The sequence below is a fragment of the Mycobacterium palustre genome (assembly GCF_002101785.1).
GTDB lineage: Bacteria > Actinomycetota > Actinomycetes > Mycobacteriales > Mycobacteriaceae > Mycobacterium > Mycobacterium palustre.
The window spans coordinates 140,810-163,349 of record NZ_LQPJ01000130.1 but is presented as its reverse complement, the minus strand read 5'-3'; the positions used below and the strand labels follow the sequence as shown (position 1 = coordinate 163,349).

Genomic DNA, 22,540 nt, shown 5'->3' with positions numbered 1-22,540 from the left:
ACCGCCGTGGAATCCCTTGCGTCACTTTTGTTTCTGTGAATCCTTGGCGGCGGTTTTGTCGGTGGGGGTGCCGCTGTATCACACCAAACGGCTGGCCTCCCCCGCCCAACGAATCGTCTTGTACGCCAAAGACCGCGGCTGCACTGCACCCGGCTGCACCGTGCCCGGCCACTGCAGCCAAGTCCACCACGTCACCGACTACGCCCAACGCGGCCACACCGACATCAACAACCCCACCTTCGCCTGCGGCGCCCAACACCACATCCTCAAACCCAACGGCCGGACCACCCGCAAAAACCCCAACGGCGACACCGAATGGATCCCACCCCCACACCTCGACCACGGCCAACCCCGCGCCAACACCTACTGGCACCCCGAAAAACTCCTCCACCACAAAGACGACGACCCGTAGCGACCCGCACTACTGCGCCAGCGCCGCCCGGATGCATACGGTGACATAGGGCAGCGCCAGGCCGGTCGAATTCGCCAGCGCCGGATGGGTGGCCAGCAACTCGCGCACCCGATCCAGCGTTCGGGTGCGCACCTCGGTCGGCGAGGTGATGCAGTAGCTCCGCGAGGCCACCAGATCGATCAACGCTTGCGGCGTAAGGTAATTCGTCCACTCGACCTGATGCCGTTCGGGTTCGGTGAAGGACGAGGAGAGCTTGACGTCGAAGCGACCGCGGTCCCCGTCCCTACCGATGATTTCGCCCAGCTCGCGCACCCAGCCGAGTCGTTCGTCGCGGGTGTTCCACACCAGGCCCAGCCGCCCGCCGGGCCGCAGCACCCGGGCCACCTCGGGAATCGCGCGCTCGGGATCCACCCAGTGCCATGCCTGCGCGACCAGCACGACGTCAACGCTGTTGTCCTCCAACGGAATTTCTTCCGCGGTGCCCAGCAGCGCGCGCGTCTCAGGCAGCGAGCTGCGCAGCACCTCGAGCATGTCGGGAATGGGGTCGACGGCCACCACATCCAGGCCGCGCTCCACCAGCCGGGTGGTCAGCTTGCCGGTGCCCGCGCCCAAATCGAGCACTTGGCGCGCGCCGCGCGGCAACAGCCAGTCGATGGCCTCCGGCGGATAGGAGGGGCGGCCGCGCTCGTAGGCAGCGGTCGCCGCGCCGAACGACAAGGAGCGGTCGTGCTTGGTGCGCGTCACCTCGGACACCTGCGCCGCGCGCCTTCCCCGCCCGCTGAGCCCGCCAAATCGAGCGTCTCGCGGATCAACTCGCCGACCGCCTCGGACTCGACCAGGAAGCCGTCGTGCCCGCAGATGGACTCGACGACGTGAAGGCCGGCGCACCCGGGCAGCAGCTCGGCCAGCTCCTGCTGCAGGCGCAGCGGATACAGCCGGTCGGAGGTGATGCCACCGACCACCACCGGCACCGGGCAGCCGCGCAGCGCCGCCTCGACCCCGCCGCGGCCGCGGCCGACGTCGTGGCTGTTGAGCGCCTCGGTCAGGATCACATAGCTGCCGGCGTCGAATCGGGACAACAGCTTGTCGCCCTGGTGCTCGAGGTAGCTCTGCACGGCGTAGCGGCCGCCGCCGAACGGGGGGACGGGGTCCTCGCCACCCTGGCGGTCGTTGGCGAAGCGGGTGTCGAGCTCCACCTCGCCCCGGTAGGTCAGGTGGGCGAAGCGGCGCGCGATCGTCAGCCCGGCGTCCGGCGTGCGCCCGGTGCCGTGGTAGTCGCCGCCCTGCCAGTTCGGGTCGGCCTTGATGGCCGCGATTTGGGTGGTCTGGGTGCCGATCTGGTCGCCGGTGGCACGGGCGCCGACCGCCAGCAGCAGCCCGGCCCGGACGCGCTCGGGATGACCGACGATCCACTCCAAAGCCCTTGCGCCGCCCATGGATCCGCCGACGACGGCGGCCACCTGGTCGATGCCAAGGGCGGCCAGCGCGGCGACGTCGGCCTCCACCTGGTCGCGCACGGTGATCAGGGGAAACCTTGAGCCCCAAGGCTTCCCGTCCCGGGCCAGCGAGCTGGGGCCGGTGGAGCCGCGGCAGCCGCCGAGCACGTTGGTGGCCACCGCGCACCAGCGGTCGGTGTCGATCGGGGCGCCCGGGCCGGCCACCCCGTCCCACCAGCCCGGCGTGGGATGCCCCGGCCCGGCCGGGCCGGTGATGTGCGAATCGCCGGTGAGGGCGTGCAGCACCACCACCACGTTGTCGCGCGTAGGCGACAGCTCGCCCCAACGCTGGACGGCGATGCAGACGTCGTCCATCACCGCGCCGCTCTCGGTGGTCAGCGACCCGATGTGCACCAAGCCGACTTCGCCCTCGGCCGGCAGCGTCTGCGTCGGAACGTCGGAGATCGTCATGTCAGCTTCCCTAGACCGCCGCCGGGACGTCAGCGGCGTCGCCGCTGAACTTGCGCGCGGCGGCCAAGCCGAGCTCCAGGTCGGCCAGGATGTCGTCGATGCCTTCGATGCCGACGGCCAGCCGGACCAGCCCCGGGCTGACCCCGGTGCTCAGTTGCTCCTCGGGGGAAAGCTGCGCGTGCGTGGTCGACGCCGGGTGGATCACCAGCGAGCGCACGTCGCCGATGTTGGCGACGTGGCTGTGCAGCTTGAGCGCGTTGACGAACGCCTTGCCGGCCTCGACGCCGCCGGCCAATTCGAACGCCAGCACCGCCCCGGTTCCCTTGGGCGCCAGCTTCTTTGCCCGCTCGTACCACGGCGAGCTGGGCAGCCCCGCGTAGTTGACCGACAGCACCCCTTGCTTGTCGTCCCGGCGTTCGGCCAAAAATTCGGCCACCCGTTGCGCGTTGGCGACGTGGCGCTCCATGCGCAGGCTCAGCGTCTCGATGCCCTGGGCCACCAGGAAGGCGTTGAACGGCGAAGCGGCCGAGCCCAGGTCGCGCAGCAGCTGCACGCGCGCCTTGAGCGCGTACGCCGGCGGCCCCAGCTCGGCGAAGACCACGCCGTGGTAGCTCGGGTCGGGCGTGGTGAACCCGGGGAAGCGGCCCTGCGTCCAGTCGAAGGTGCCGCCGTCGACGATGACGCCCGCGATCGCGGCCCCGTGCCCGCCCAGGTACTTGGTGGCCGAGTGCACGACGATGTCGGCGCGCTGGGTGAACGGCTGGATCAGGTACGGCGTGGCGATGGTGTTGTCGACGATCAGCGGCACGCCGTTGGCGTGGGCGACGCCGGAGACCCCGGGGGTGTCCAAGACGTCGATCTGGGGGTTGGAGATCGTCTCGGCGAAGAAGGCCTTGGTGTTGGGCCGCACCGCCGCCTGCCACGAATCGAGGTCGTCGGGGTCCTCGACGAAGCTGACCTCGATGCCGAGCTTGGCCAGCGAATAGTGGAAGAGGTTGTAGGTGCCGCCGTACAGCCGCGGGCTGGAGACGATGTGATCCCCGGCACTCGCGAGGTTCAATATGGCGAATGTCTCAGCGGCCTGCCCGGACGACAAGAACAGCGCGGCCACGCCGCCCTCGAGCGCGGCGATGCGTTGTTCGACGACGTCGGTGGTGGGGTTGCCGATCCGGGTGTAGATGTTGCCCGGCACCTCGAGCCCGAACAGCGCGGCGGCGTGCGCGGTGTCTTCGAAGACGTAGGAGGTGGTCTGGTAGATCGGCAGGGCGCGGGCGCTGGTGGCCGAATCCGGGCTCTGTCCGGCGTGAACCTGCTTGGTCTCGAACGACCAATGCGCGGTCGGATCGGATTCGGTGCTGTTCTCGGAGGTCACTGGCGGTGCTTTCTGCTAGAGGACGAACTAGAGCGGAAGTAGGCAAAGGGGGTGTTCGCAGCGGTCCGGGACGCCATCGCCGACGACGCCCGCCGCAGGACGGCGGCTAGCACCGGAACACGATGAGGCGCGAATGAGCTGGTTCGATGCACATCACGTTGCCCTGTCTACTCAGGGGCCCGTCATGGCGGACCCGCGCTTGCCGGATAGCCGGTTGGGGCTACTCAACCTGGTCATCACCCGGGGCACCCCACCGCGGTTGGAGGGTTGCCGGCCAGCAAGCCGGGGCTTTGCGCTGGCGCTCATGACCAATACGAAGACTATCTATTGTGCCGACTTCATGCCAACCCCGATGCCAACCCCGATGCGAGCCCCGGTAGAGCGCCCGGGCCCGCCTGCACGCGGACACCTGTCCAAACACCCTTGATAACGTGGCAGCAAGAACGCTGAGCCCCCAGACATCTGACCGATATCCGAAGATTTTCCACGCCGGGAGAGGGACCGTGAGCGCCGAAAAGCCGACCGTCATCTACACGCTGACCGACGAGGCCCCGCTGTTGGCCACCTATGCGTTCCTACCGATCCTGCGTGCCTTCGCCGAGCCGGCAGGCATCGAGATCAAGACCAGCGACATTTCCCTGGCCGCCCGGATCCTCGCCGAGTTCCCCGACCACCTCACCGAAGAGCAGCGGGTCCCGGACAACCTCAGCGAGCTGGGCCGGCTGACGCAGCTGGCCGACACCAACATCATCAAGCTGCCGAACATCAGCGCGTCGGTGCCCCAGCTGGTCGCCGCGGTCAAGGAGCTGCAGGGCAAGGGATACAAGATCCCCGACTATCCGCAGAGCCCGAAGACCGACGAAGACAAGGAGATTCGCGAGCGGTACTCCAAATGCCTTGGTAGCGCGGTCAATCCGGTGCTGCGACAGGGCAACTCGGACCGGCGGGCGCCGAAGGCCGTCAAGGAGTACGCGCGCAAGCACCCCCACAGCATGGGGGAGTGGTCGCCGGCGTCGCGCACCCATGTCGCCACCATGCGGCACGGCGACTTCTACCACGGCGAGAAGTCGATGACGCTGGACCGTGCGCGCAACGTCAAGATGGTGTTGGAGACCAAGAGCGGGCGGACCCTCGAGCTCAAGGAAAAAGTCGAGCTGGGCGACGGCGACGTGATCGACTCCATGTTCATGAGCAAAAAGGCCCTCGTCGAGTTCTACGAGGAGCAGATGCAGGACGCCTACGAGACGGGCGTGATGTTCTCGCTGCACGTCAAGGCGACGATGATGAAGGTGTCCCACCCGATCGTCTTCGGGCACGCGGTGAAGATCTTCTACAAGGACGCCTTCGCCAAACACCAGGAGCTTTTCGACGAGCTCGGCGTCAACGTCAACAACGGACTGGTGGATCTGTACAACAAGATCGAGTCGCTGCCCGCGTCGCAGCACGAGGAGATCATCCGCGACCTGCACGCCTGCCACGAGCACCGCCCCGAGCTGGCCATGGTCGATTCGGCCAAGGGCATCACCAACTTCCACTCGCCCAACGACGTGATCGTGGACGCGTCCATGCCGGCGATGATCCGCGCGGGCGGCAAGATGTGGGGCGCTGACGGGCGGCAGAAGGACACCAAGGCGGTCAACCCGGAGTCGACGTTCTCCCGGATCTACCAAGAGATCATCAACTTCTGCAAGACCCACGGCCAGTTCGATCCGACGACGATGGGCACCGTGCCCAACGTCGGCCTGATGGCCCAGCAGGCCGAGGAATACGGGTCGCACGACAAGACTTTCGAGATCCCCGAGGACGGCGTCGCCAACATCGTCGACCTCGACACCGGGGAAGTCCTGCTGACCCAGAACGTGGAGGAGGGCGACATCTGGCGCATGCCCATCGTCACCGACGCGGCGATCCGCGACTGGGTCAAGCTGGCCGTCACCCGGGCGCGCAACTCCGGCATGACGGTGGTGTTCTGGCTGGACACCGAGCGGCCGCACGAGGTCGAGCTGCGCAAGAAGGTCAAGGCGTACCTCAAGGAGCACGACACCGAGGGCCTAAAGATCCAGATCATGCCGCAGGTGTGGGCCATGAGATACACGATCGAGCGCGCGATGCGCGGTCAGGACACCATCGCCGCGACCGGAAACATCCTGCGCGACTACCTCACCGACCTGTTCCCCATCCTCGAGCTGGGCACCAGCGCCAAGATGCTGTCCATCGTGCCGTTGATGGCCGGCGGCGGCATGTACGAAACCGGCGCGGGCGGTTCGGCGCCCAAGCACGTCCACCAGCTCGTCGAGGAAAACCACTTGCGCTGGGACTCCCTCGGCGAATTTTTGGCCCTGGGCGCGTGTTTCGAAGACGTCGGCATCAAGACCGGCCACGAGCGCGCCAAGATTCTGGGCAAGACGCTGGACGCCGCGATCGGCAGGCTGCTGGAGGAGAACAAGAGCCCGTCGCGCAAGACCGGTGAGCTCGACAACCGCGGCAGCCAGTTCTATCTCGCGCTGTACTGGGCCGCCGAACTCGCCGATCAATCCGACGACGAGGAGTTGCGCAAGCACTTCGCCGCGCTTGCCGATTCGCTGCGCGAGAACGAGGACACCATCGTGGCCGAGCTCGCCGAGGCGCAGGGCCAGACGGTCGACATCGGCGGTTACTACTACCCCGACCCCGAGAAGACGACCGCGGTGATGCGGCCGAGCAAGACGTTCAACGAGGCACTGGCGGCCTCGCTAGGCTCGTGAGGTTCGGGGGCCGCGAGATAGGGAGTTGACCGCATGTCCGACGGCAAGATCAAGGTCAAAGGGCCGGTAGTAGAGCTCGACGGTGACGAGATGACCCGTGTCATCTGGAAGTTCATCAAGGACATGCTGATCCTGCCGCATCTCGACATCAACCTCGAGTACTACGACCTCGGCATCGAGCACCGCGACCGCACCGACGACCAGGTGACGATCGACGCGGCGTATGCCATCAAGAAGCACGGCGTGGGCGTCAAGTGCGCGACCATCACCCCCGACGAGGCGCGTGTCCAGGAGTTCAACCTCAAGAAGATGTGGCTGTCGCCCAACGGCACGATCCGAAACATCTTGGGCGGCACCATCTTCCGCGAGCCGATCGTGATCTCCAACGTGCCGCGGCTGGTTCCGGGCTGGACCAAGCCCATCGTCATCGGCCGTCACGCCTTCGGCGATCAGTACCGGGCGACGAACTTCAAGGTCGAGCAGGCCGGCACGGTGACGTTGACGTTCACGCCCGCCGACGGCAGCGAGCCGATGGTGCACGAGGTGGTGACCATCCCCGAAGACGGCGGCGTCGTGATGGGGATGTACAACTTCAAGGAATCGATCCGCGACTTCGCGCGCGCCTCGTTCGCCTACGGCCTGAACGCCAAGTGGCCGGTGTACCTGTCGACCAAGAACACCATCCTCAAGGCCTACGACGGCATGTTCAAAGACGAGTTCCAGCGCGTCTACGACGAGGAGTTCAAGGAGCAGTTCGAGGCCGAGGGCCTGACCTACGAGCACCGTCTGATCGACGACATGGTCGCGGCCTGCCTCAAGTGGGAGGGCGGTTATGTGTGGGCCTGCAAGAACTACGACGGCGACGTGCAGTCCGACACCGTCGCCCAGGGTTACGGCTCGCTGGGCCTGATGACGTCGGTGCTGATGACGGCCGACGGCAAGACGGTCGAGGCCGAGGCCGCGCACGGCACCGTGACCCGCCACTTCCGCCAGTACCAGGCCGGCAAGCCGACGTCGACGAACCCGATCGCCTCGATCTTCGCTTGGACCCGCGGGTTGCAGCACCGCGGCAAGCTGGACGGCACCCCCGAGGTGATCGAGTTCGCCAAGAAGCTCGAAGAGGTCGTCATCGCCACCGTCGAGGGCGGCAAGATGACCAAGGACCTCGCCATCCTGATCGGCCCCGACCAGGAGTGGCAGAACAGCGAGGAGTTCCTGAACTCCATCGCCGAGAATTTGGAAAAGGCGCTCGCCGGTTAGCCCGTCGGCTGCTCGCGGCCCGGGTCGGCCGCGACGCACTGGTCGAGGAAGCCGGTGATCACCGCGGTGACGCGTTCGGCCGCCTCGAGCATCGGGACGTGTCCGACCCCGTCGAGCGTGGTGACCTTCGTTTCCTCGGGCAAAAAGTCGGTGAAATGCCGGCTGAACCGGCGCGGCGGGAAGATTCGATCCTTGTCGCACAGCACCAGGTGAGTCGGCACGGCCGTCTCGGCCAGCTCCAGCAACCCGGGCTGCAGCAGCGCCTTGACCAGCAGCTGGAAATAGGCCGGGCAGTGTCCGGCATCGTCGACGACGCCGGACAGTTGCTGCTCGCTCAGGCCGTCCGTTGATCCGCTCAGCGGCCGGGTGGCCAGCTGACGGCTGAACGGCAGCCGCAGCGCCCGTTGCCCGAGCAATCGGGCCGCCAACAGCACCGGCATGAGCGCGATGAATTTCCCGATGACCACAAATTTGCCCGGGCTGAAGCGCGTCCATCCGCCCGCGGGTGCGATCCCGGTCACGCTGCGCGCCCGGCCGCGCCGCTCCAGCTCGAACGCGACCCAGCCGCCCAGCGAGTTGCCGACGATGTGGGCCGTCTTCCAGCCCAGCTCGTCCATCTGACGCTCGATGTGGTCGGCCAGCACCGCGGAGCTCAGCAGCCAGGTGCCCGCGTACCGGCCGCCGTTGTGGCCCGCCATCGTCGGGGCGAACACCTCGTAACGGCCGGTATCGGCCAGCCCCCGGGCGACGTCGTCCCACACCGCCTGCGACAGCAGGAACGGATGCAGCAGCAGCACCGGCTCTCCGGAGCCCAGGTGGATCGGCGTACGAGACGTCATACCCCGACACTAAAGGCGGTACCGGCGGTACCGCAAATGGCCCGGCGGGGAGAACGCCGCGAAAAAGAGCGTCGTGAAAAGATTCAGGGCATCATGAGCACCGCTACCGGATCCCGCCGGCTGTTCTCCGGCGTGCAACCCACCTCCGACTCGCTTCACCTGGGTAATGCGTTGGGCGCGGTCAGGCAGTGGGTCGCGCTGCAGGACGATCACCCCGGCGAATACGACGCGTTCTTCTGCGTGGTCGACCTGCACGCCATCACCGTTCCGCAGGACCCCGAGGCGCTGCGCCGGCGCACCCTGATCACCGCCGCGCAATACCTGGCGCTGGGCATCGACCCGGCCCGCAGCACCGTTTTCGTGCAGAGCCACGTGCCCGCGCACACCCAGCTGGCGTGGGTGCTGGGCTGCTTCACCGGCTTCGGCCAGGCGTCGCGCATGACGCAGTTCAAGGACAAGTCGGCGCGCCAGGGCAGCGACTCGGCCACCGTCGGCCTGTTCACCTACCCGGTGCTGCAGGCCGCCGACGTGCTCGCCTACGACACCGAGTTGGTGCCGGTCGGCGAGGACCAGCGCCAGCACCTGGAGCTGGCCCGCGACATCGCGCAGCGATTCAACAGCCGCTTCCCCGACACCTTCGTGGTGCCCGACGTCCTGATCCCGAGAATCACCGCCAAGGTCTACGACCTGGCCGACCCGACGTCGAAGATGAGCAAGTCCGCGGCCTCCGATGCCGGGCTGATCAACCTGCTCGACGACCCGGCGTTGTCCGCCAAGAAGATTCGCTCCGCGGTCACCGACAGCGAGCGCGAGATCCGCTACGACACCGACGCCAAGCCGGGCGTGTCGAACCTGTTGAGCATCCAGTCGGCGGTCACCGGCGTCGGGATCGACAAGCTCGTCGAGGGCTACGCCGGGCGCGGCTATGGAGACCTGAAGAAGGACACCGCCGAGGCCGTCGTCGAGTTCGTGCGGCCGATCAAGGCGCGGGTCGACGAACTGATGGGGGACCGCACCGAATTGGAGTCGGTGCTCGCCGGCGGCGCCGCCCGCGCCGACGAGGTCGCGGGCAAAACCCTTCGGCGGGTTTACGATCGGTTGGGCTTCCTTCCCCAACCGAAATAGGGTTCACCATGAGCGAGCCGGCCAAGCCGGGGATCCTGGATCGGCTGCGGGCCCGCTTTGCGCGGTTCGACCACGTGATGCGCGCTTACCAACGCTTCGATGACCGCAAGGGCGGCTTCCTGGCGGCGGGCCTGACCTACTACACGATCTTCGCGCTATTCCCTTTGCTGATGGTGGGTTTCGCCGTGTTCGGCTTTTTGCTGTCCCGCCGGCCAGACCTGTTGCGCACGATCGACGACCGCATCCGGGCCTCGGTGCCCGGCGCGCTGGGGCAGCAGCTGACGGACCTGATGGGCTCGGCGATCGACGCCCGCACCTCGGTGGGCGTCATCGGGTTGGCCACGGCGGCGTGGGCGGGGCTGGGCTGGATCTCGCACCTGAGGGCGGCGGTGACCGAGATGTGGTGGGAACAGCGCGTCGAGTCGCCGGGCTTCGTGCGCAACAAGCTGTCCGACCTGATCGCCATGCTGTGGACGTTCGCGGTGGCGCTGGCCACCATCGTGCTGTCAACGCTGGCTCAGGCCGCGCCGATGCGTGCGGTGCTGAGATGGCTTGGCGTGCCCGAACTTTCGGTGTTCGACTGGGGGTTCAGGCTGTTGTCCGTGGTGGTTTCGCTGCTGGTGTCGTGGGTGCTGTTCACCTGGCTGATCGCGCGGCTGCCCCGCGAAAAGGTCGACGTGGTCGCCTCGGCGCGGGCCGGGCTGCTCGCGGCGGTGGGGTTCGAGGCGTTCAAGCAGGTGGCGTCGCTCTACCTGCGGACGGTGTTGCGCAGCCCGGCCGGCGCGACGTTCGGGCCGGCGCTGGGGTTGATGGTGTTCTTCTACATCACGGCGTACCTGGTGCTCTTCGCCGCCGCCTGGGCCGCGACCGCGTCCACCGATCCGCGCGCCAAGCCGGTCGACCCGCCGCCGCCGGCGATCATCGCCCCGCGGGTGCGCGTCGACGAGGGGCTCGGCGCGCGCCGGACGCTGACCGCGATGGGCTTGGGCGCCGCCGGGGCGCTTGTGTTTTCGCGGCTGACCCGCCGGCCGCGCTAGTCGGCGACCCAGTCGCCGCGCGCCATGACGGCCGCGACGCGCAGCTCGCCGTCCAGCACAACGAGATTGGCGTCGTAGCCGGCCCGCAGGCTGCCCACCCGGTCGAGGCGGAGCGCCCGGGCCGGCGTCGCCGACGTCAGCCGCACGGCGGCGGCCAGCCCGACGTCGGCCGCCGCGGTGCGGAACAGCGCGTCCATGGTGGCGGTGCTGCCGGCGATCGTCGACGTCCCGCGCACCCGCGCCACGCCGGCGACGACGTCGATCGGCACGCCGCCCAGCCGAAACGCCCCGTCGTCGCGGCCGGCCGCGGCGATGGCGTCGGTGACCACGGCGACGCGCTCGGGTCCAACGGCCCGGATCACCGCGCGCGCCACCTCCGGGTGCACGTGGGCGCCGTCGGCGATCAGTTCGACGGTCACGTCCGTGCTTTGCAGCAGCGCGAGCGCCGGTCCCGGTTCCCGATGGTGCAGCGGCGGCATCGCGTTGAACAGATGGGTGCCCACCGTGGCGCCGGCGGCGACGGCCCTCTTGGTCTGCTCGTAGTTCGCATCGGTATGCCCAACGGCCACAACGACTCCCGCGTCCAGGAACCGCCGAATCGCCGCGTCGCTTCCGGGCAGTTCGGGCGCCAGCGTCACCATGCGGATCGCGCCGTCGCCGGCGGTGAGCACCGCGTCGATTTCGGCCAGGTCCGGGTCGCGCATCAGGGCGGGGTCGTGGGCCCCGCAGCGGGCCCGGCTCAGCCACGGCCCCTCCAGGTGGATGCCGGCAATGGTCGTCTGGGCGGTGCCCCGCGCGGTGGCGGCGGCGAGCGCGCGCACGCCGGCGATCAGTTCCGCCGGAGCGGCGGTGACCAGGCTGGCCAGCGTCGTGGTGGTGCCGTGGGCCAGGTGGAAATCGGCGGCCGCTCTGATGCCGTCGTGCTCGGTGTAGGAGGCGCCGCCCCCGCCGTGCACGTGCATGTCGACAAACCCCGGGACCACGGTGCAATCGGGGAAATCCCGGTCGGCCGGCACGGGCGGCGGGCCGGCGCCGCACGCCGCGATCGTTGCGCCGGACGTGCGTAACCATCCCGGCCGGCTGACCTGCCCGTCGAGGACCATCGTCCCGGCGCAAATCAGGACCATCGGCCGCCGTTTTCCCAGAAGTGCCGGATCTCCTCGAGCTGGCGCCCCTTGGTCTCCGGGGCGTAGCGGTAGACGAAGCCGAAGGCGACCGCGGCGAACACCGCGAAGACCGCGAAAGTCCCTGCGCCGCCGAGCGAGTGCAGCATCGTCAAGAAGACCGCGGCGACGATCGCGTTGGCGACCAGGTTGGAGGTCAGCATCGCGCTCGAGCCGATGGACCGCAGCCGCGACGGGAAGCTCTCGCTGGCGTACACCCAACCCAGGGAGCCGAAGCCCATCGTGTAGCCGATGATGAACACCAGCAGGCCCGCGAACCCGAAGACCAGCCCCGCGCCCCCGAGGCCCCGGTCGAACACCGCCAGCAGCGCCACGTCGGCCGCGACCATCATGGCGATGCCGGTCAACAGGATCGGCCGCCGGCCCACCCGGTCGACCAGGGCCACCGAGATGCCCACGGCGCCAAGGCCGGCCACCTGGACCAGCGCCGGCAACCCCAGCAGCGCGAAGTTGCCGGTGAAGCCCATGGCCTCGAATATCCGCGGGCTGTAGTAGATGATCCCGTTGATGCCGGTGATCTGGATCAGAAAACCCAGGGTGATCACGAAGAAGGTGGCCCGCGCGTACGGGCGACGGAGCATGCCCCGCAGCATTTCGGCGACGGCGCCCCGGAATCCGGGCGAGCCCTCGCTCAACGCGGCGCCGATCTCGGCGAGCTCGGCGTCGACGTCCGCGGTGGGCTCCACCCGCAGCAGCGCCGCCCGGGCGTCGTCGACCCGGCCCTTCAGCAGGTACCACCGGCCCGTGTCGGGCATGCGAAATACCAAGGGCAGCAACAAGATTGCGGGAACCACGGCGAGCCCCAGCATCCACCGCCAGCCGTGCGTGCCGGCCAGGGCGTAGCCGGTGAGGTAGCCGACGATGAGCCCGCTGACGATCATCAGCTGGTAGGCCGTCAGCAGCGACCCGCGCACCGCCGCCGGGGCGGATTCCGCGACGTACACCGGCACCACCACGACCGACACGCCGATCGTCAGGCCCAGCAGGAAGCGCGCCGCCAACAGCATGGGCAGCGACACCGAAAGCGCGCCCAGCAGCGCGAAGGCCGCGTACGCCACGAGGACCAGCAGCACCGACTTCCTGCGGCCGATCGCGTTGGCCAGCGCCCCCGCACCGAGGGCCCCGGGGATCTGGCCGATCACCACCATCGTGGTCAGCAGCTCCTGTTGGCGGGTGGTGAGCCCGAAGTCCTCGGTGACGAACAGCTGCGCGCCGGCGATGATCGACAGGTCGTAGCCGTAGATGAGGCCCACGCTGGCGGCGGTCAGCCCGACCAGCAGGCCCCGCGACCGGGCGGTCAACGGTGCTGCGGTCGGCGGTTCATCGAGCGTGCGACCATGATCAAACTAAACACGATGACCGTGCCGACCACGGCAACGCCCACCCGCACCGGCACCGCGTCCGCCGACGGCATGAACCCGGCGGCCTGCGCGGCGCCCGGCCGGTCGGCGGCGTCACGCTTGCCCGGCAGAAGCGACGGGTCGGGCTCGATCAGCGTGCCCACCTGGGTGCCCTGCGGGGTGGCGAACCCGTAGTCGAGCAGGTGCGCCGCCTGTTCCCACGGGGCGATCGGCTGCCGCGTGCCGTGCAGCAGCACCGCCATCAGCCGCCGGCCGTCGTGGTTGGCCGCGCCCACGAAGGTCTGGCCGGCGTCGTCGGTGTAGCCCGTCTTGCCGCCCAGCGCGCCCGGATACTTGTAGAGCAGCTGGTTGTCGTTTTCCAGCTCGTAGCCGGGGTGGTCGCCGTGGCCGGGGAAATCGAACGTCCGCGTGGCGACGATGTCGGCGAAGGTGGGGTTCTGCCAGGCGTAGCGGTAGAACAACCCGATGTCGTAGGCCGAGGTGCTCATGCCCGGCCCGTCCAGCCCCGACGGCGTGGCCACCCGGGTGTCCTTGCCGCCGAGCTTGGCGGCCAGCACGTTGATCTTCTCCAGCGCCTGCTGCATGCCGCCGAGCTGCATGGCCAGCGCGTGGGCGGCGTCGTTGCCGGAGTGCATCAGCAGGCCGTGCAGCAGCTGGTTGACCGTGAACACGCCGCCCTCCTGGACGCCCACCTTGGTGCCCTCGGCGGCCGCGTCCTCGGCGGTGCCCGGGACGGCCTTGTTGAGCGGCAGCGCGTTGATGGACGCCATCGCGATGAGCACCTTGATGACGCTGGCCGGGCGGTGCCGGCCGTGCGGGTCCTTGGCGGCGATGACGGCGCCGCTGTCCAGGTCGGCCACCAGCCACGCGTCGGCGGACACGTCCCCCGGCGGCGGCGGCGTGTTGGGGGCGGCGACGATGCCGCAGCTGCCCAGCGCCTCGCCGCCGACCGGCTTGGCGGGCACGGCCAGCGGGAGCGGCGGGTCACCGGCCGTGGGCACTTCGGAGGAGTCGACGGCGGGCGGCGTGTTCACCTGGAACGGGCAGTTCGGGGGCCCGGCGTTGGGGCCGGGGGGCGGCTCGGCGATCGCGGGCGCGGCGAGCGCCACCGGCGCGGCCATCACGAATACGGCCGCTGCCAGGCACGACGTGGGGCGGAGGAGGTCCATCGCTTGTGCAGACTAGGCGATCGGCGGCCGGATTCCGGGGAGCCGCGCTGTGACGGATGGGACGGATGTTACGAGCGACCCGGGCGAGCGGGGGTCGCGTCGAGGCACTACGCTGGCAGGCGGTCAGTGCGACACCACCTGCGGTGCAAAGGGCGTGCCATTCCAAACAACGGGTTTTGGTCAAAGCTGCGGCGCGACGGCGACGGTCCGCGCTCGCTGGAACATCTGGTCAGGCAGGTCGAGAAGGGCACCCAGGTGCGCGGCTCGGGGCTCGACCGCGTCCTGACCGAGCTGAAGGCGCATCGCGACGCCACCCCCGACGGCGACCTGCGGTCCGCGCTGACCTGGCTGTGCAACGCGCAGACGCGCATGGCGGCCAGCGCGTCGCCCGCGCACTCGCGGGAGGTGTTGCTGGCCGCCTACGAGGTCAAGCGGGTCCTGGCTACAGCCGGTCCGACTCCTCGCTGAGCACGCCGCGCAGGATCGCCTCGATGGTGTCGAATTCGGCCTGACCGCTGATCAGCGGCGGCGCCAGCTGGATCACCGAATCGCCGCGATCGTCGGTGCGGCAATACAACCCGGCCTCGAACAGCGAAGCGGACACCCGGCCCAGCAGCGCGCGGCGTTCGTCGTCGGTGAAGGTCTGCCTGGTCGCCTGGTCCTTGACCAGTTCGACGCCGTAGAAATAGCCCTCGCCGCGCACGTCGCCGACGATGGGCAGGTCGTACAGCTGCTCCAGGGTGGCGCGGAAGGCGGGGGCGTGCCGTTTGACGCGGTCGCACAGGCCCTCGCGCTCGAAGATGTCGAGGTTGGCCAGCGCGACCGCGGCCGACACCGGGTGGCCGCCGAACGTGTAGCCGTGCGGGAACATCGTTTCGCCGTCGTTGAACGGCTCGAACAGCCGGTCGCTGGCGATCATCGCGCCGATCGGCGAGTAGCCCGACGTCATGCCCTTGGCGCAGGTGATCATGTCGGGCACGTAGCCGAGGTCGCCGATGTCCGACGAGCAGGCGAACATCGACCCGATCCGGCCGAACGCACAGATCACCTCGTCGGAGACCAGCAGCACGTCGTAGGCGTCGCAGATCTCGCGCACCCGCTCGAAATAGCCTGGGGGAGGCGGGATGCTGCCGCCGGCGTTCTGCACCGGCTCGAGGAACACCGCGGCCACGGTGTCGGGGCCCTCGAACTCGATGGCCTCGGCGACCCGGTCGGCGGCCCACCTCCCGAACGCCTTCGGGTCGTCGCGCAAGGGTTCGGGCGCGCGGTAGAAGTTGGTGTTGGGCACGCGGAAGCCGCCCGGGGTCACCGGCTCGAAGGGCGCCTTGTAGCGCGGCAGCCCGGTGATCGCCAGCGCGCCCTGGGTGGTGCCGTGGTAGGCGACCGATCGCGAAATCACCTTGTGCTTACCGGGTTTGCCGGTGAGCTTGAAGTACTGCTTGGCCACCTTCCACGCGGTTTCGACGGCCTCGGTGCCGCCGGTGGTGAAAAACACCCGGTTCAAATCGCCGGGCGCGTAGCCGGCCAGCCGGTCGGCGAGCTCGATCGCGGGCGGGGTGGCGTATCCCCACAGCGGGAAGAACGCCAGGGTGCCCGCCTGCCGGGCGGCGACCTCGGCCAGCTCGGTGCGGCCGTGGCCGACCTGCACGGTGAACAGCCCGGACAGCCCGTCGAGGTAGCTCTTGCCGCGGTCGTCGTAGATGGTCACGCCCTCGCCGCGGGTGATGATCGGCGGCCTGACGCCCGGGCCGTGCCGGGCGAAGTGCAGCCACAAATGTTCGGTCATCTTGCCCGCGAGCGTAGCGCCACCGCGACTTTCGGCGCCGAAAGTGTCGGTGGGGCTACGCTCGGCGTATGACCTCCGCCCAGCAGGTCAGCGAATTCGAGGCGCTGCGGCCACATCTCATGGCGGTCGCCTACCGGCTGACCGGCACGGTGGCCGACGCGGAGGACATCGTCCAGGAGGCGTGGCTGCGCTGGCACGCCCAGCGCCAGGCGATCACCGACCTGCGGGCCTGGCTGACCACCGTGGTGAGCCGGCTGGGCCTGGACCGGCTGCGCTCGGCCGCGCATCGCCGCGAGACCTACACCGGCCACTGGCTGCCCGAGCCGGTGGTCACCGGGTTCGACCGGACCGACCCGCTGTCCGCGGTGGTCGCCAACGAGGACGCCCGGTTCGCGGCGATGGTGGTGCTCGAGCGCCTGTCCCCCGACCAGCGGGTCGCGTTCGTCCTGCACGACGGGTTCGCCGTGCCCTTCGCCGAGGTGGCCGGGGTGCTGGGCACCAGCGAGGCCGCGGCGCGGCAGCTCGCGTCGCGGGCCCGCAAGGCCGTCAGCGCCGAGCCGCCACCCGAACCCGACCCCTCGCACGACGAGGTGGTGGGCCGGCTGCTGGCCGCCATGGCCTCGGGCGACATGGCGGGCGTGGTGGCGCTGCTGCACCCGGACGTGACGTTCACCGGGGATTCGAATGGCAAGGCGCCCACCGCCGTTCAGGTCATCCACGGCCCCGACAGGGTGGTCCGGTTCATCTTCGGGCTGGCGCAGCGGTACGGGCCGGCGATGTTCAGCGCCTATCAGCTGGGGCTGGTCAACGGCGAATTGGGCATCTACACGCCCGGCTGCCCCGCGAGCGACGGGTATCGGGAGCTGATGCCGCGGATCACGGCGATGACGGTGCGCGACAAAAAGGTCTGCGCCCTATGGGATGTCGCCAACCCCGAGAAGTTCACCGGCTCCCCGCTGCGGGGCTAGCGGCCCACGGGATGCGGCACGCGTCGCCGGAATTGAAGCCCTGCTCGGTGATTCCCAGCGCGGAGTTCATCCGCGCCCGCATGTTCTCCACCCCGATCTGATAGGTCAGCTCGAACACGCCGGCGTCGCCGAAGCGGGCCCTAAGGTCGGCGACCTGCTCGTCGGTGACGGTGTGCGGGTCGGTGGTCATCGCGTCGGCGTAGGCGATGGCGGCGCGCTCGTCGTCGGTGAAGGCGGGCGAGGTGGCGTAATCGTCGATGTCCTTCAGGCGCTTGATGTCCAGGCCGTCCAGCCGCTGCAGCATCGACCCGAAGTTGACGCACCACGAGCAGCCGATGGCGCGCGCGGTCCAGTAGACGGCCAGCTCCCGCACGCTCGCCGGCAGCGTCGTGGACGCCCGGTCGAGCATGGTCTCGTGGACGGCGCCGGCGAGCAGCAGCTTGCGGTGGTGCGCGGCGACGGCGAAGGGCTCCGGCACCTGGCCGTAGCGCCGCTTGGCCACCCGATACATCACTCGGGTGAGCAGTCCGGCGCGCTGGGGTGGCAGGGGTTCGATGCGGGTTTTCTGTGTCATACCCCTTGAGACGAGACGGCCCGCAAAACTGTGACGGCTCCCCGGACCGGCGGCAATCCGCCTCGTCCGCCCCGCGCGGGCCGTAGCATGCGGATTAGCCGGGGGCGACGGGGAGCGAGCAAGAGTTCATGATGACCGGGCTGTTCAGCCGGTGGTGGCGGGCCGATCAGTACGACTGGCTTTCCGGCTACCTCGCTTCACGGGGCGTCAGCGGGGCCACTCGGGCTCTGATGGCCTTCCTTTCGGCCTCGATGGTGTTGTGCCTGGTTGCGCTGTTGGCCGGCTCGGACGGCCCGCTCGAACCGGCGGCGGTGCTGATGACCTGGGTCGCCATGGCCGCCGGGGTGGGCGGGATGGTGCTGTGGATCTGGCGGTGGCCGACGCGCTGGCAATCGATCGTCTTCGGCGTGGCGTGCAACGCCGCCGTCGCCCTGGCCTGCCTGGCGCACCCCAACCCGCTGGCCGCGCTCGTGGGTTGCGTGGCCTTCGCGACCTTCGGCGCCTACTTCGCGTTCTTTCACACTACGGGATTCGTGCTGTACAACTTCGCGGCCGCCGCCGCCGTCGGCGCCTGGGAGGCCGTGGCGCTGGTGCGGTCCGGACATCCCAGCCTCGCCGGGGTGGACCTGTGGCTGGTGATCGAGGTCAACATCGCCCTGCCGCTGGCCATCGGAATCCTGGTGCGCGCCTTGGCGGGAGACCTGTCGCGCGCCGACCGCGACCCGTTGACCGGCCTACTCAACCGGCGCGCGTTCCAGCACGAGGCGCTGGGGATGATCCTGGCCCGGCGGGGCATCGACTCCCACCTGGTGGTCATGCTGATCGACCTTGACAACTTCAAGGCGCTCAACGACAGGTGCGGCCACGCGGCGGGGGACCACGCGCTGGTGCAGGTCGCCAAGGCGCTGCTGGCCGCCGCGGACAACCAGGCGGTGGTGGCGCGCAGCGGCGGCGAGGAATTTCTTTTGGCGGGCACGGCGTCGACGTGCAACGCCGAGTCGCTGGCCGCGCGGATGTGCCGGGCCATCGCGGCCTGCGCCGCGGGGGTCACCGCCAGCATCGGCACCGCCTGCACGCATCTCGACGACGCCGCACCCGACCCCCAGTCGCTGCTCCGGGAGTTGATCTCCGCCTCCGACGCCGCGATGTATCGGGCTAAACGGTTGGGCGGCAACCGAAGTCATCATCACGAGCTTTGTTGACCCGCGAGATGGCGGCAAACCCTGACCCGCGGCGCCCGGGCTGCCATCTAGCGCGAGAACATGATCGCGCGCTTGACCTCCTGGATCGCCTTGGTGACCTCGATGCCGCGCGGGCAGGACTCGGTGCAGTTGAACGTGGTCCGGCACCGCCAGACCCCGTCGACCTCGTTGAGGATGTCGAGGCGTTCGGCGGCGGCCTCGTCGCGGCTGTCGAAGATGAAGCGGTGCGCGTTGACGATCGCCGCCGGGCCGTAGTACTTGCCCTCGTGCCAAAACACCGGGCAGCTGGTGGTGCAGGCCGCGCACAGGATGCACTTGGTGGTGTCGTCGTAGCGGGCCCGGTCGGTCGGGCTCTGGATGCGTTCCCGCGTCGGCGGATTGCCGGTGGTGATCAGGTAGGGCTTGACCGCGCGGTAGGCGTCGAAGAACGGCTCCATGTCGACGACGAGGTCCTTTTCCACCGGCAGCCCGCGGATCGGCTCCACCGTGATCGTGAGCGGCTTGCCCGGCTTCTTGGGCAGCAGGTCGCGCATCAGCACCTTGCACGCCAGCCGGTTGACGCCGTTGATGCGCATGGCGTCCGATCCGCACACGCCGTGGGCGCAGGACCGCCGGAACGTCAGCGTCCCGTCGAGGTAGCTCTTGATGTAGATCAGCAGGTTGAGCATCCGGTCGCTGGGCAGGCACGGCACCCGAAAGCTCTGCCACCCACCGGTTTCCGAGAACGCGTCGGGCTGGTCGGGGTTGAACCGGGCGATCTTGACGGTCACCATCACCGCGCCCTCCGGGACCGGCGGCAACGGCGGGTCGACGGGCAACACTTCGGGTTCAGCCGTCATCAGTACTTGCGCTCCTTGGGTTCGTAGCGCGTCTGCACGACGGGTTTGAAGTCCAGCGCGATGTCGCTCAACAATTCGCTGCCCTGCTTGTAGGCCATCGTGTGACGCATGTAGTTGACGTCGTCGCGGTTGGGGTAGTCCTCGCGGGCGTGCCCGCCGCGGGACTCCTTGCGGTTCAGCGCACCCACCACGGTGACCTCGGCCAGCTCCAGCAGGAAGCCCAGCTCGATCGCCTCCAGCAGGTCGCTGTTGTAGCGCTTTCCCTTGTCGTGCACGGTGATCCGGGAATACCGCTCCTTCAGCGCATGGATGTCGGTGAGCGCCTGCTTGAGCGTCTCCTCGGTGCGGAACACCGCGGCGTTGTTGTCCATCGACTGCTGCAGCGCGCTGCGGATGTCGGCGACGCGCTCGTTGCCGTGCTCGGAGAGGATGTCGCCGACCCAGCCGACGACCATCGCGGCCGGGTTGGGCGGCATGTCGACGAAGTCGTGCCCGTCGGCGTAGTCGGCGGCCGCGATGCCGGCCCTGCGGCCGAACACGTTGATGTCCAGCAGCGAGTTGGTGCCCAGCCGGTTGGCGCCGTGCACCGACACGCACGCGCATTCGCCGGCCGCGTACAGCCCCGGCACGGTGGAGGTGTTGTCCCGCAACACCTGTCCGGTGACGGTGGTGGGGATGCCGCCCATCACGTAGTGACAGGTGGGGTAGACCGGCACCAGCTCGTGCACCGGGTCCACGCCCAGGTAGGTGCGGGCGAACTCGGTGATGTCGGGCAGCTTGGACTCCAGCACGTCCTCGCCGAGGTGGCGGACGTCGATGTAGACGTAGTCCTTGTGCGGGCCGGCGCCGCGGCCCTCCAAAACTTCCAAAACCATTGAGCGGGCGACGATGTCGCGCGGCGCCAGGTCGACGATCGTCGGCGCGTAGCGCTCCATGAAGCGCTCGCCCTCCCCGTTGAGCAGCCGGCCGCCCTCGCCGCGCACCGCCTCGGAGATCAGGATGCCCAGGCCGGCCAGGCCGGTCGGGTGGAATTGGTGAAACTCCATGTCCTCCAAGGGAAGTCCCTTGCGGAACACGATGCCGATGCCGTCGCCGGTCAGCGTGTGCGCGTTCGACGTCGTCTTGTACATGCGGCCGGACCCGCCGGTCGCGATCACCACGGCCTTGGCGTGAAAGACGTGGATCTCGCCGCTGGCCAGCTCGTAGGCGACCACGCCGGTGGCCACCGGCCCGGTCGGGGTCTGGGTGAGCACCAGGTCCAGCGCGTAGAACTCGTTGAAGAACTGCACGTCGTGGCGGACGCAGTTCTGGTACAGCGTCTGCAGGATCATGTGGCCGGTGCGGTCGGCGGCGTAGCAGGCGCGGCGCACCGGGGCCTTGCCGTGGTCGCGGGTGTGGCCGCCGAAGCGGCGCTGGTCGATGCGGCCCTCGGGGGTGCGGTTGAACGGCATCCCCATTTTCTCCAGGTCGAGCACCGCGTCGATGGCTTCCTTGCACATGATCTCGACGGCGTCCTGGTCGGCGAGGTAGTCGCCGCCCTTGACCGTGTCGAAGGTGTGCCATTCCCAGTTGTCGTCCTCGACGTTGGCCAGCGCGGCGCACATGCCGCCCTGGGCGGCGCCGGTGTGGCTGCGGGTGGGGTAGAGCTTGGTGAGCACCGCGGTCCGCACCCGGGGGCCGGCCTCGACGGCGGCGCGCATCCCCGCACCGCCGGCGCCGACGATGACCACGTCGTATCGGTGTTGCTGGATCAACTGGCGGTCGCCTCCCTCGATCAGGAAATGTTGGGGTCGAACGTCACCAGCACGTAGGTGCCCAGCACCAGCGTGAACCCCATCGACAGCAGCAGCAGGCTGTTGAGCCAGAACCGGGTGCTGTCCTTGCGGCTGTAGTCGTCGATGATGGTGCGCAGGCCGTTGCCGCCGTGCAGCTGCGCCAGCCACAGCAGCGCCAGGTCCCAGAACTGCCAGAACGGCGACGCCCAGCGCTGCGCCACGTAGTTGAAGTCGATGCGGTACACGCCGTTGTCCCACATCAGCATGACGAACAGGTGCCCGACCGCCAAGAACACCAGCGCGACCCCGGAGAACCGCATGAACAGCCACGCGAACTTCTCGAAGTTGGGGATGCCGGCGCGGCGGCGCGGCGAGCGCGGGTTGTCCAGGCTGGCGGGGCGGTCGTGGCTCCGTTGTTTGACCGGCGCCAACTGCCCGCGCCCGAGCTGAAGGTCGGGGCCGGTCACCGGAAGTGCTCCATCATGTGGATGCCGACCACCACGCCGGCCGGGACCATGAGCAGCAAAAAGACGACGCCGACGATCCAGAACATCTGCCGCTGGTGGCGGGGGCCCTCGGCCCAGAAGTCGATCAGGATGACCCGGATCCCGTTCAGCCCGTGAAACAGCACGGCGGCGACCAGGCCGTACTCCATCAGGCCGACGATCGGGGTCTGATAGTCACCGATCACCGCGTTGTAGGTCTGCGGGCTCACCCGCAGCATCGCGGCGTCCAGGACGTGGACGAACAGGAAGAAGAAGATGGTCGCGCCGCTGATGCGGTGCAGCACCCACGACCACATGCCGGGGTCGCCCCGGTACAGGGTCCGGGGTGGCCGCCGCTTGCGGGTCTTCGCGGACGGTTGCTGGGATGCAGCCGGATCCGCGGTTGCCTGCGTAGTCACCCAGTCCTCACCGCCTTCTTGGACACCCGCACGCACTCGAGCCGGGCAGTCCAGCCTAACCCTGCCAGGTAGCTGGCCGAGT

19 protein-coding genes, 2 pseudogenes and 1 riboswitch are annotated in these 22,540 nt (G+C 68.9%); of the genes and pseudogenes, 8 read left to right on the top strand and 13 right to left on the bottom strand.

Annotation, left to right across the window (positions count from 1 at the left end):
• Positions 1-73: 73 nt before the first annotated feature.
• Positions 74-412 (top strand): annotated as a pseudogene (locus AWC19_RS22455) (HNH endonuclease signature motif containing protein); the annotation flags it as partial.
• 9 nt (positions 413-421) lie between these two features.
• Here the strand turns inward: AWC19_RS22455 and AWC19_RS22450 are convergent.
• The 3 genes from AWC19_RS22450 to AWC19_RS22440 are packed head-to-tail and all read right to left on the bottom strand — an operon-like array spanning position 422 to position 3,691.
• The gene (locus AWC19_RS22450) at positions 422-1,156 is read right to left on the bottom strand and encodes a class I SAM-dependent methyltransferase (protein WP_085080323.1); all 735 of its coding nucleotides are present in this window, start codon (positions 1,154-1,156) and stop codon (positions 422-424) included.
• Positions 1,153-2,319, bottom strand: coding sequence for a homoserine O-acetyltransferase MetX (metX, locus tag AWC19_RS22445; RefSeq protein WP_085080290.1), 1,167 nt, complete (start codon positions 2,317-2,319; stop codon positions 1,153-1,155). Before metX ends, AWC19_RS22450 begins: the two co-directional genes overlap by 4 nt.
• A 10-nt stretch (positions 2,320-2,329) precedes the next feature.
• A complete protein-coding gene (locus AWC19_RS22440; RefSeq protein WP_085080289.1) occupies positions 2,330-3,691 on the bottom strand; it encodes a bifunctional o-acetylhomoserine/o-acetylserine sulfhydrylase in 1,362 nt (453 codons plus the stop codon).
• A gap of 190 nt (positions 3,692-3,881) precedes the next feature.
• Positions 3,882-4,001, bottom strand: a riboswitch (SAM riboswitch).
• A 193-nt stretch (positions 4,002-4,194) separates the two neighbouring features.
• Here AWC19_RS22440 and AWC19_RS22435 point away from each other — a divergent pair.
• Complete coding sequence (locus tag AWC19_RS22435) at positions 4,195-6,435, top strand: NADP-dependent isocitrate dehydrogenase (RefSeq protein ID WP_085080288.1); 2,241 nt, start codon at positions 4,195-4,197, stop codon at positions 6,433-6,435.
• Positions 6,436-6,468: 33 nt separating this feature from the next.
• On the top strand, positions 6,469-7,695 hold the full coding sequence (locus AWC19_RS22430) for an NADP-dependent isocitrate dehydrogenase (protein ID WP_085080287.1): 1,227 nt from the start codon (positions 6,469-6,471) through the stop codon (positions 7,693-7,695).
• On the opposite strand, the gene AWC19_RS22425 is transcribed toward AWC19_RS22430, so the two are convergent.
• Positions 7,692-8,489 (bottom strand): alpha/beta fold hydrolase, encoded by a 798-nt coding sequence (locus AWC19_RS22425; protein WP_085080322.1) that lies wholly within the window; start codon positions 8,487-8,489, stop codon positions 7,692-7,694. The two genes, AWC19_RS22430 and AWC19_RS22425, sit on opposite strands and share 4 nt — an antisense overlap.
• A 138-nt stretch (positions 8,490-8,627) precedes the next feature.
• Here AWC19_RS22425 and trpS point away from each other — a divergent pair, with 138 nt between their 5' ends.
• On the top strand, positions 8,628-9,659 hold the full coding sequence (gene trpS / locus AWC19_RS22420) for a tryptophan--tRNA ligase (RefSeq protein ID WP_085080321.1): 1,032 nt from the start codon (positions 8,628-8,630) through the stop codon (positions 9,657-9,659).
• A gap of 8 nt (positions 9,660-9,667) precedes the next feature.
• Positions 9,668-10,696 (top strand): inner membrane protein YhjD, encoded by a 1,029-nt coding sequence (gene yhjD / locus AWC19_RS22415; protein WP_085080286.1) that lies wholly within the window; start codon positions 9,668-9,670, stop codon positions 10,694-10,696.
• Here the strand turns inward: yhjD and nagA are convergent.
• Genes nagA through dacB1 form a run of 3 tightly spaced genes read right to left on the bottom strand, consistent with a single transcriptional unit; the run spans position 10,693 to position 14,410 of the window.
• Positions 10,693-11,823 (bottom strand): N-acetylglucosamine-6-phosphate deacetylase, encoded by a 1,131-nt coding sequence (gene nagA, locus AWC19_RS22410; protein ID WP_085080285.1) that lies wholly within the window; start codon positions 11,821-11,823, stop codon positions 10,693-10,695. The two genes, yhjD and nagA, sit on opposite strands and share 4 nt — an antisense overlap.
• Positions 11,814-13,181: a sugar porter family MFS transporter gene (locus tag AWC19_RS22405; protein WP_085080284.1), complete on the bottom strand. Its 1,368-nt coding sequence runs from the start codon at positions 13,179-13,181 to the stop codon at positions 11,814-11,816. The genes nagA and AWC19_RS22405 overlap by 10 nt, the downstream gene beginning before the upstream one ends.
• Positions 13,178-14,410 carry a D-alanyl-D-alanine carboxypeptidase DacB1 gene (dacB1, locus tag AWC19_RS22400; RefSeq protein WP_085080283.1) on the bottom strand — a complete coding sequence of 411 codons (1,233 nt, stop codon included), beginning with the start codon at positions 14,408-14,410 and terminating at the stop codon, positions 13,178-13,180. Before dacB1 ends, AWC19_RS22405 begins: the two co-directional genes overlap by 4 nt.
• Before the next feature lie 216 nt (positions 14,411-14,626).
• On the opposite strand from dacB1, the gene AWC19_RS22395 reads away from it, so the two are divergent.
• Positions 14,627-14,878: a hypothetical protein gene (locus AWC19_RS22395; RefSeq protein WP_085080320.1), complete on the top strand. Its 252-nt coding sequence runs from the start codon at positions 14,627-14,629 to the stop codon at positions 14,876-14,878.
• On the opposite strand, the gene AWC19_RS22390 is transcribed toward AWC19_RS22395, so the two are convergent.
• Positions 14,853-16,196 carry an aspartate aminotransferase family protein gene (locus tag AWC19_RS22390; protein ID WP_085080282.1) on the bottom strand — a complete coding sequence of 448 codons (1,344 nt, stop codon included), beginning with the start codon at positions 16,194-16,196 and terminating at the stop codon, positions 14,853-14,855. The two genes, AWC19_RS22395 and AWC19_RS22390, sit on opposite strands and share 26 nt — an antisense overlap.
• A 68-nt stretch (positions 16,197-16,264) precedes the next feature.
• Between AWC19_RS22390 and AWC19_RS22385 the strand changes: the two genes are divergently transcribed.
• On the top strand, positions 16,265-17,164 hold the full coding sequence (locus tag AWC19_RS22385) for a sigma-70 family RNA polymerase sigma factor (protein ID WP_085080281.1): 900 nt from the start codon (positions 16,265-16,267) through the stop codon (positions 17,162-17,164).
• On the opposite strand, the pseudogene AWC19_RS22380 reads toward AWC19_RS22385, so the two are convergent.
• Positions 17,139-17,799 (bottom strand): annotated as a pseudogene (locus AWC19_RS22380) (carboxymuconolactone decarboxylase family protein); the annotation flags it as partial. The gene AWC19_RS22385 and the pseudogene AWC19_RS22380 overlap by 26 nt on opposite strands.
• A 67-nt stretch (positions 17,800-17,866) precedes the next feature.
• Here AWC19_RS22380 and AWC19_RS22375 point away from each other — a divergent pair.
• Positions 17,867-18,940, top strand: coding sequence for a GGDEF domain-containing protein (locus AWC19_RS22375; RefSeq protein WP_085080279.1), 1,074 nt, complete (start codon positions 17,867-17,869; stop codon positions 18,938-18,940).
• 47 nt (positions 18,941-18,987) lie between these two features.
• Here the strand turns inward: AWC19_RS22375 and AWC19_RS22370 are convergent, their stop codons facing one another.
• From AWC19_RS22370 to sdhC, 4 genes are read right to left on the bottom strand one after another with little or no spacing between them, the layout of a single operon-like run.
• Positions 18,988-19,779: a succinate dehydrogenase iron-sulfur subunit gene (locus AWC19_RS22370; protein ID WP_085080278.1), complete on the bottom strand. Its 792-nt coding sequence runs from the start codon at positions 19,777-19,779 to the stop codon at positions 18,988-18,990.
• Positions 19,779-21,533, bottom strand: coding sequence for a succinate dehydrogenase flavoprotein subunit (sdhA, locus tag AWC19_RS22365; RefSeq protein WP_085080277.1), 1,755 nt, complete (start codon positions 21,531-21,533; stop codon positions 19,779-19,781). The genes AWC19_RS22370 and sdhA overlap by 1 nt, the downstream gene beginning before the upstream one ends.
• Before the next feature lie 20 nt (positions 21,534-21,553).
• Positions 21,554-22,021, bottom strand: coding sequence for a succinate dehydrogenase hydrophobic membrane anchor subunit (locus AWC19_RS22360; protein ID WP_085080276.1), 468 nt, complete (start codon positions 22,019-22,021; stop codon positions 21,554-21,556).
• Complete coding sequence (sdhC, locus tag AWC19_RS22355) at positions 22,018-22,356, bottom strand: succinate dehydrogenase, cytochrome b556 subunit (RefSeq protein WP_245849241.1); 339 nt, start codon at positions 22,354-22,356, stop codon at positions 22,018-22,020. Before sdhC ends, AWC19_RS22360 begins: the two co-directional genes overlap by 4 nt.
• Positions 22,357-22,540: the final 184 nt, after the last annotated feature.

Excerpts from the sequence above, each read along its gene's own strand:
- metX (WP_085080290.1), bottom strand. The coding sequence starts at position 2,319 with ATGACGATCTCCGACGTTCCGACGCAGACGCTGCCGGCCGAGGGCGAA.
- AWC19_RS22430 (WP_085080287.1), top strand. The coding sequence starts at position 6,469 with ATGTCCGACGGCAAGATCAAGGTCAAAGGGCCGGTAGTAGAGCTCGAC.
- trpS (WP_085080321.1), top strand. The coding sequence starts at position 8,628 with ATGAGCACCGCTACCGGATCCCGCCGGCTGTTCTCCGGCGTGCAACCC.
- yhjD (WP_085080286.1), top strand. The coding sequence starts at position 9,668 with ATGAGCGAGCCGGCCAAGCCGGGGATCCTGGATCGGCTGCGGGCCCGC.
- nagA (WP_085080285.1), bottom strand. The coding sequence starts at position 11,823 with ATGGTCCTGATTTGCGCCGGGACGATGGTCCTCGACGGGCAGGTCAGC.
- dacB1 (WP_085080283.1), bottom strand. The coding sequence starts at position 14,410 with ATGGACCTCCTCCGCCCCACGTCGTGCCTGGCAGCGGCCGTATTCGTG.
- AWC19_RS22390 (WP_085080282.1), bottom strand. The coding sequence starts at position 16,196 with ATGACCGAACATTTGTGGCTGCACTTCGCCCGGCACGGCCCGGGCGTC.
- AWC19_RS22385 (WP_085080281.1), top strand. The coding sequence starts at position 16,265 with ATGACCTCCGCCCAGCAGGTCAGCGAATTCGAGGCGCTGCGGCCACAT.
- AWC19_RS22375 (WP_085080279.1), top strand. The coding sequence starts at position 17,867 with ATGATGACCGGGCTGTTCAGCCGGTGGTGGCGGGCCGATCAGTACGAC.
- AWC19_RS22370 (WP_085080278.1), bottom strand. The coding sequence starts at position 19,779 with ATGACGGCTGAACCCGAAGTGTTGCCCGTCGACCCGCCGTTGCCGCCG.
- sdhC (WP_245849241.1), bottom strand. The coding sequence starts at position 22,356 with ATGTGGTCGTGGGTGCTGCACCGCATCAGCGGCGCGACCATCTTCTTC.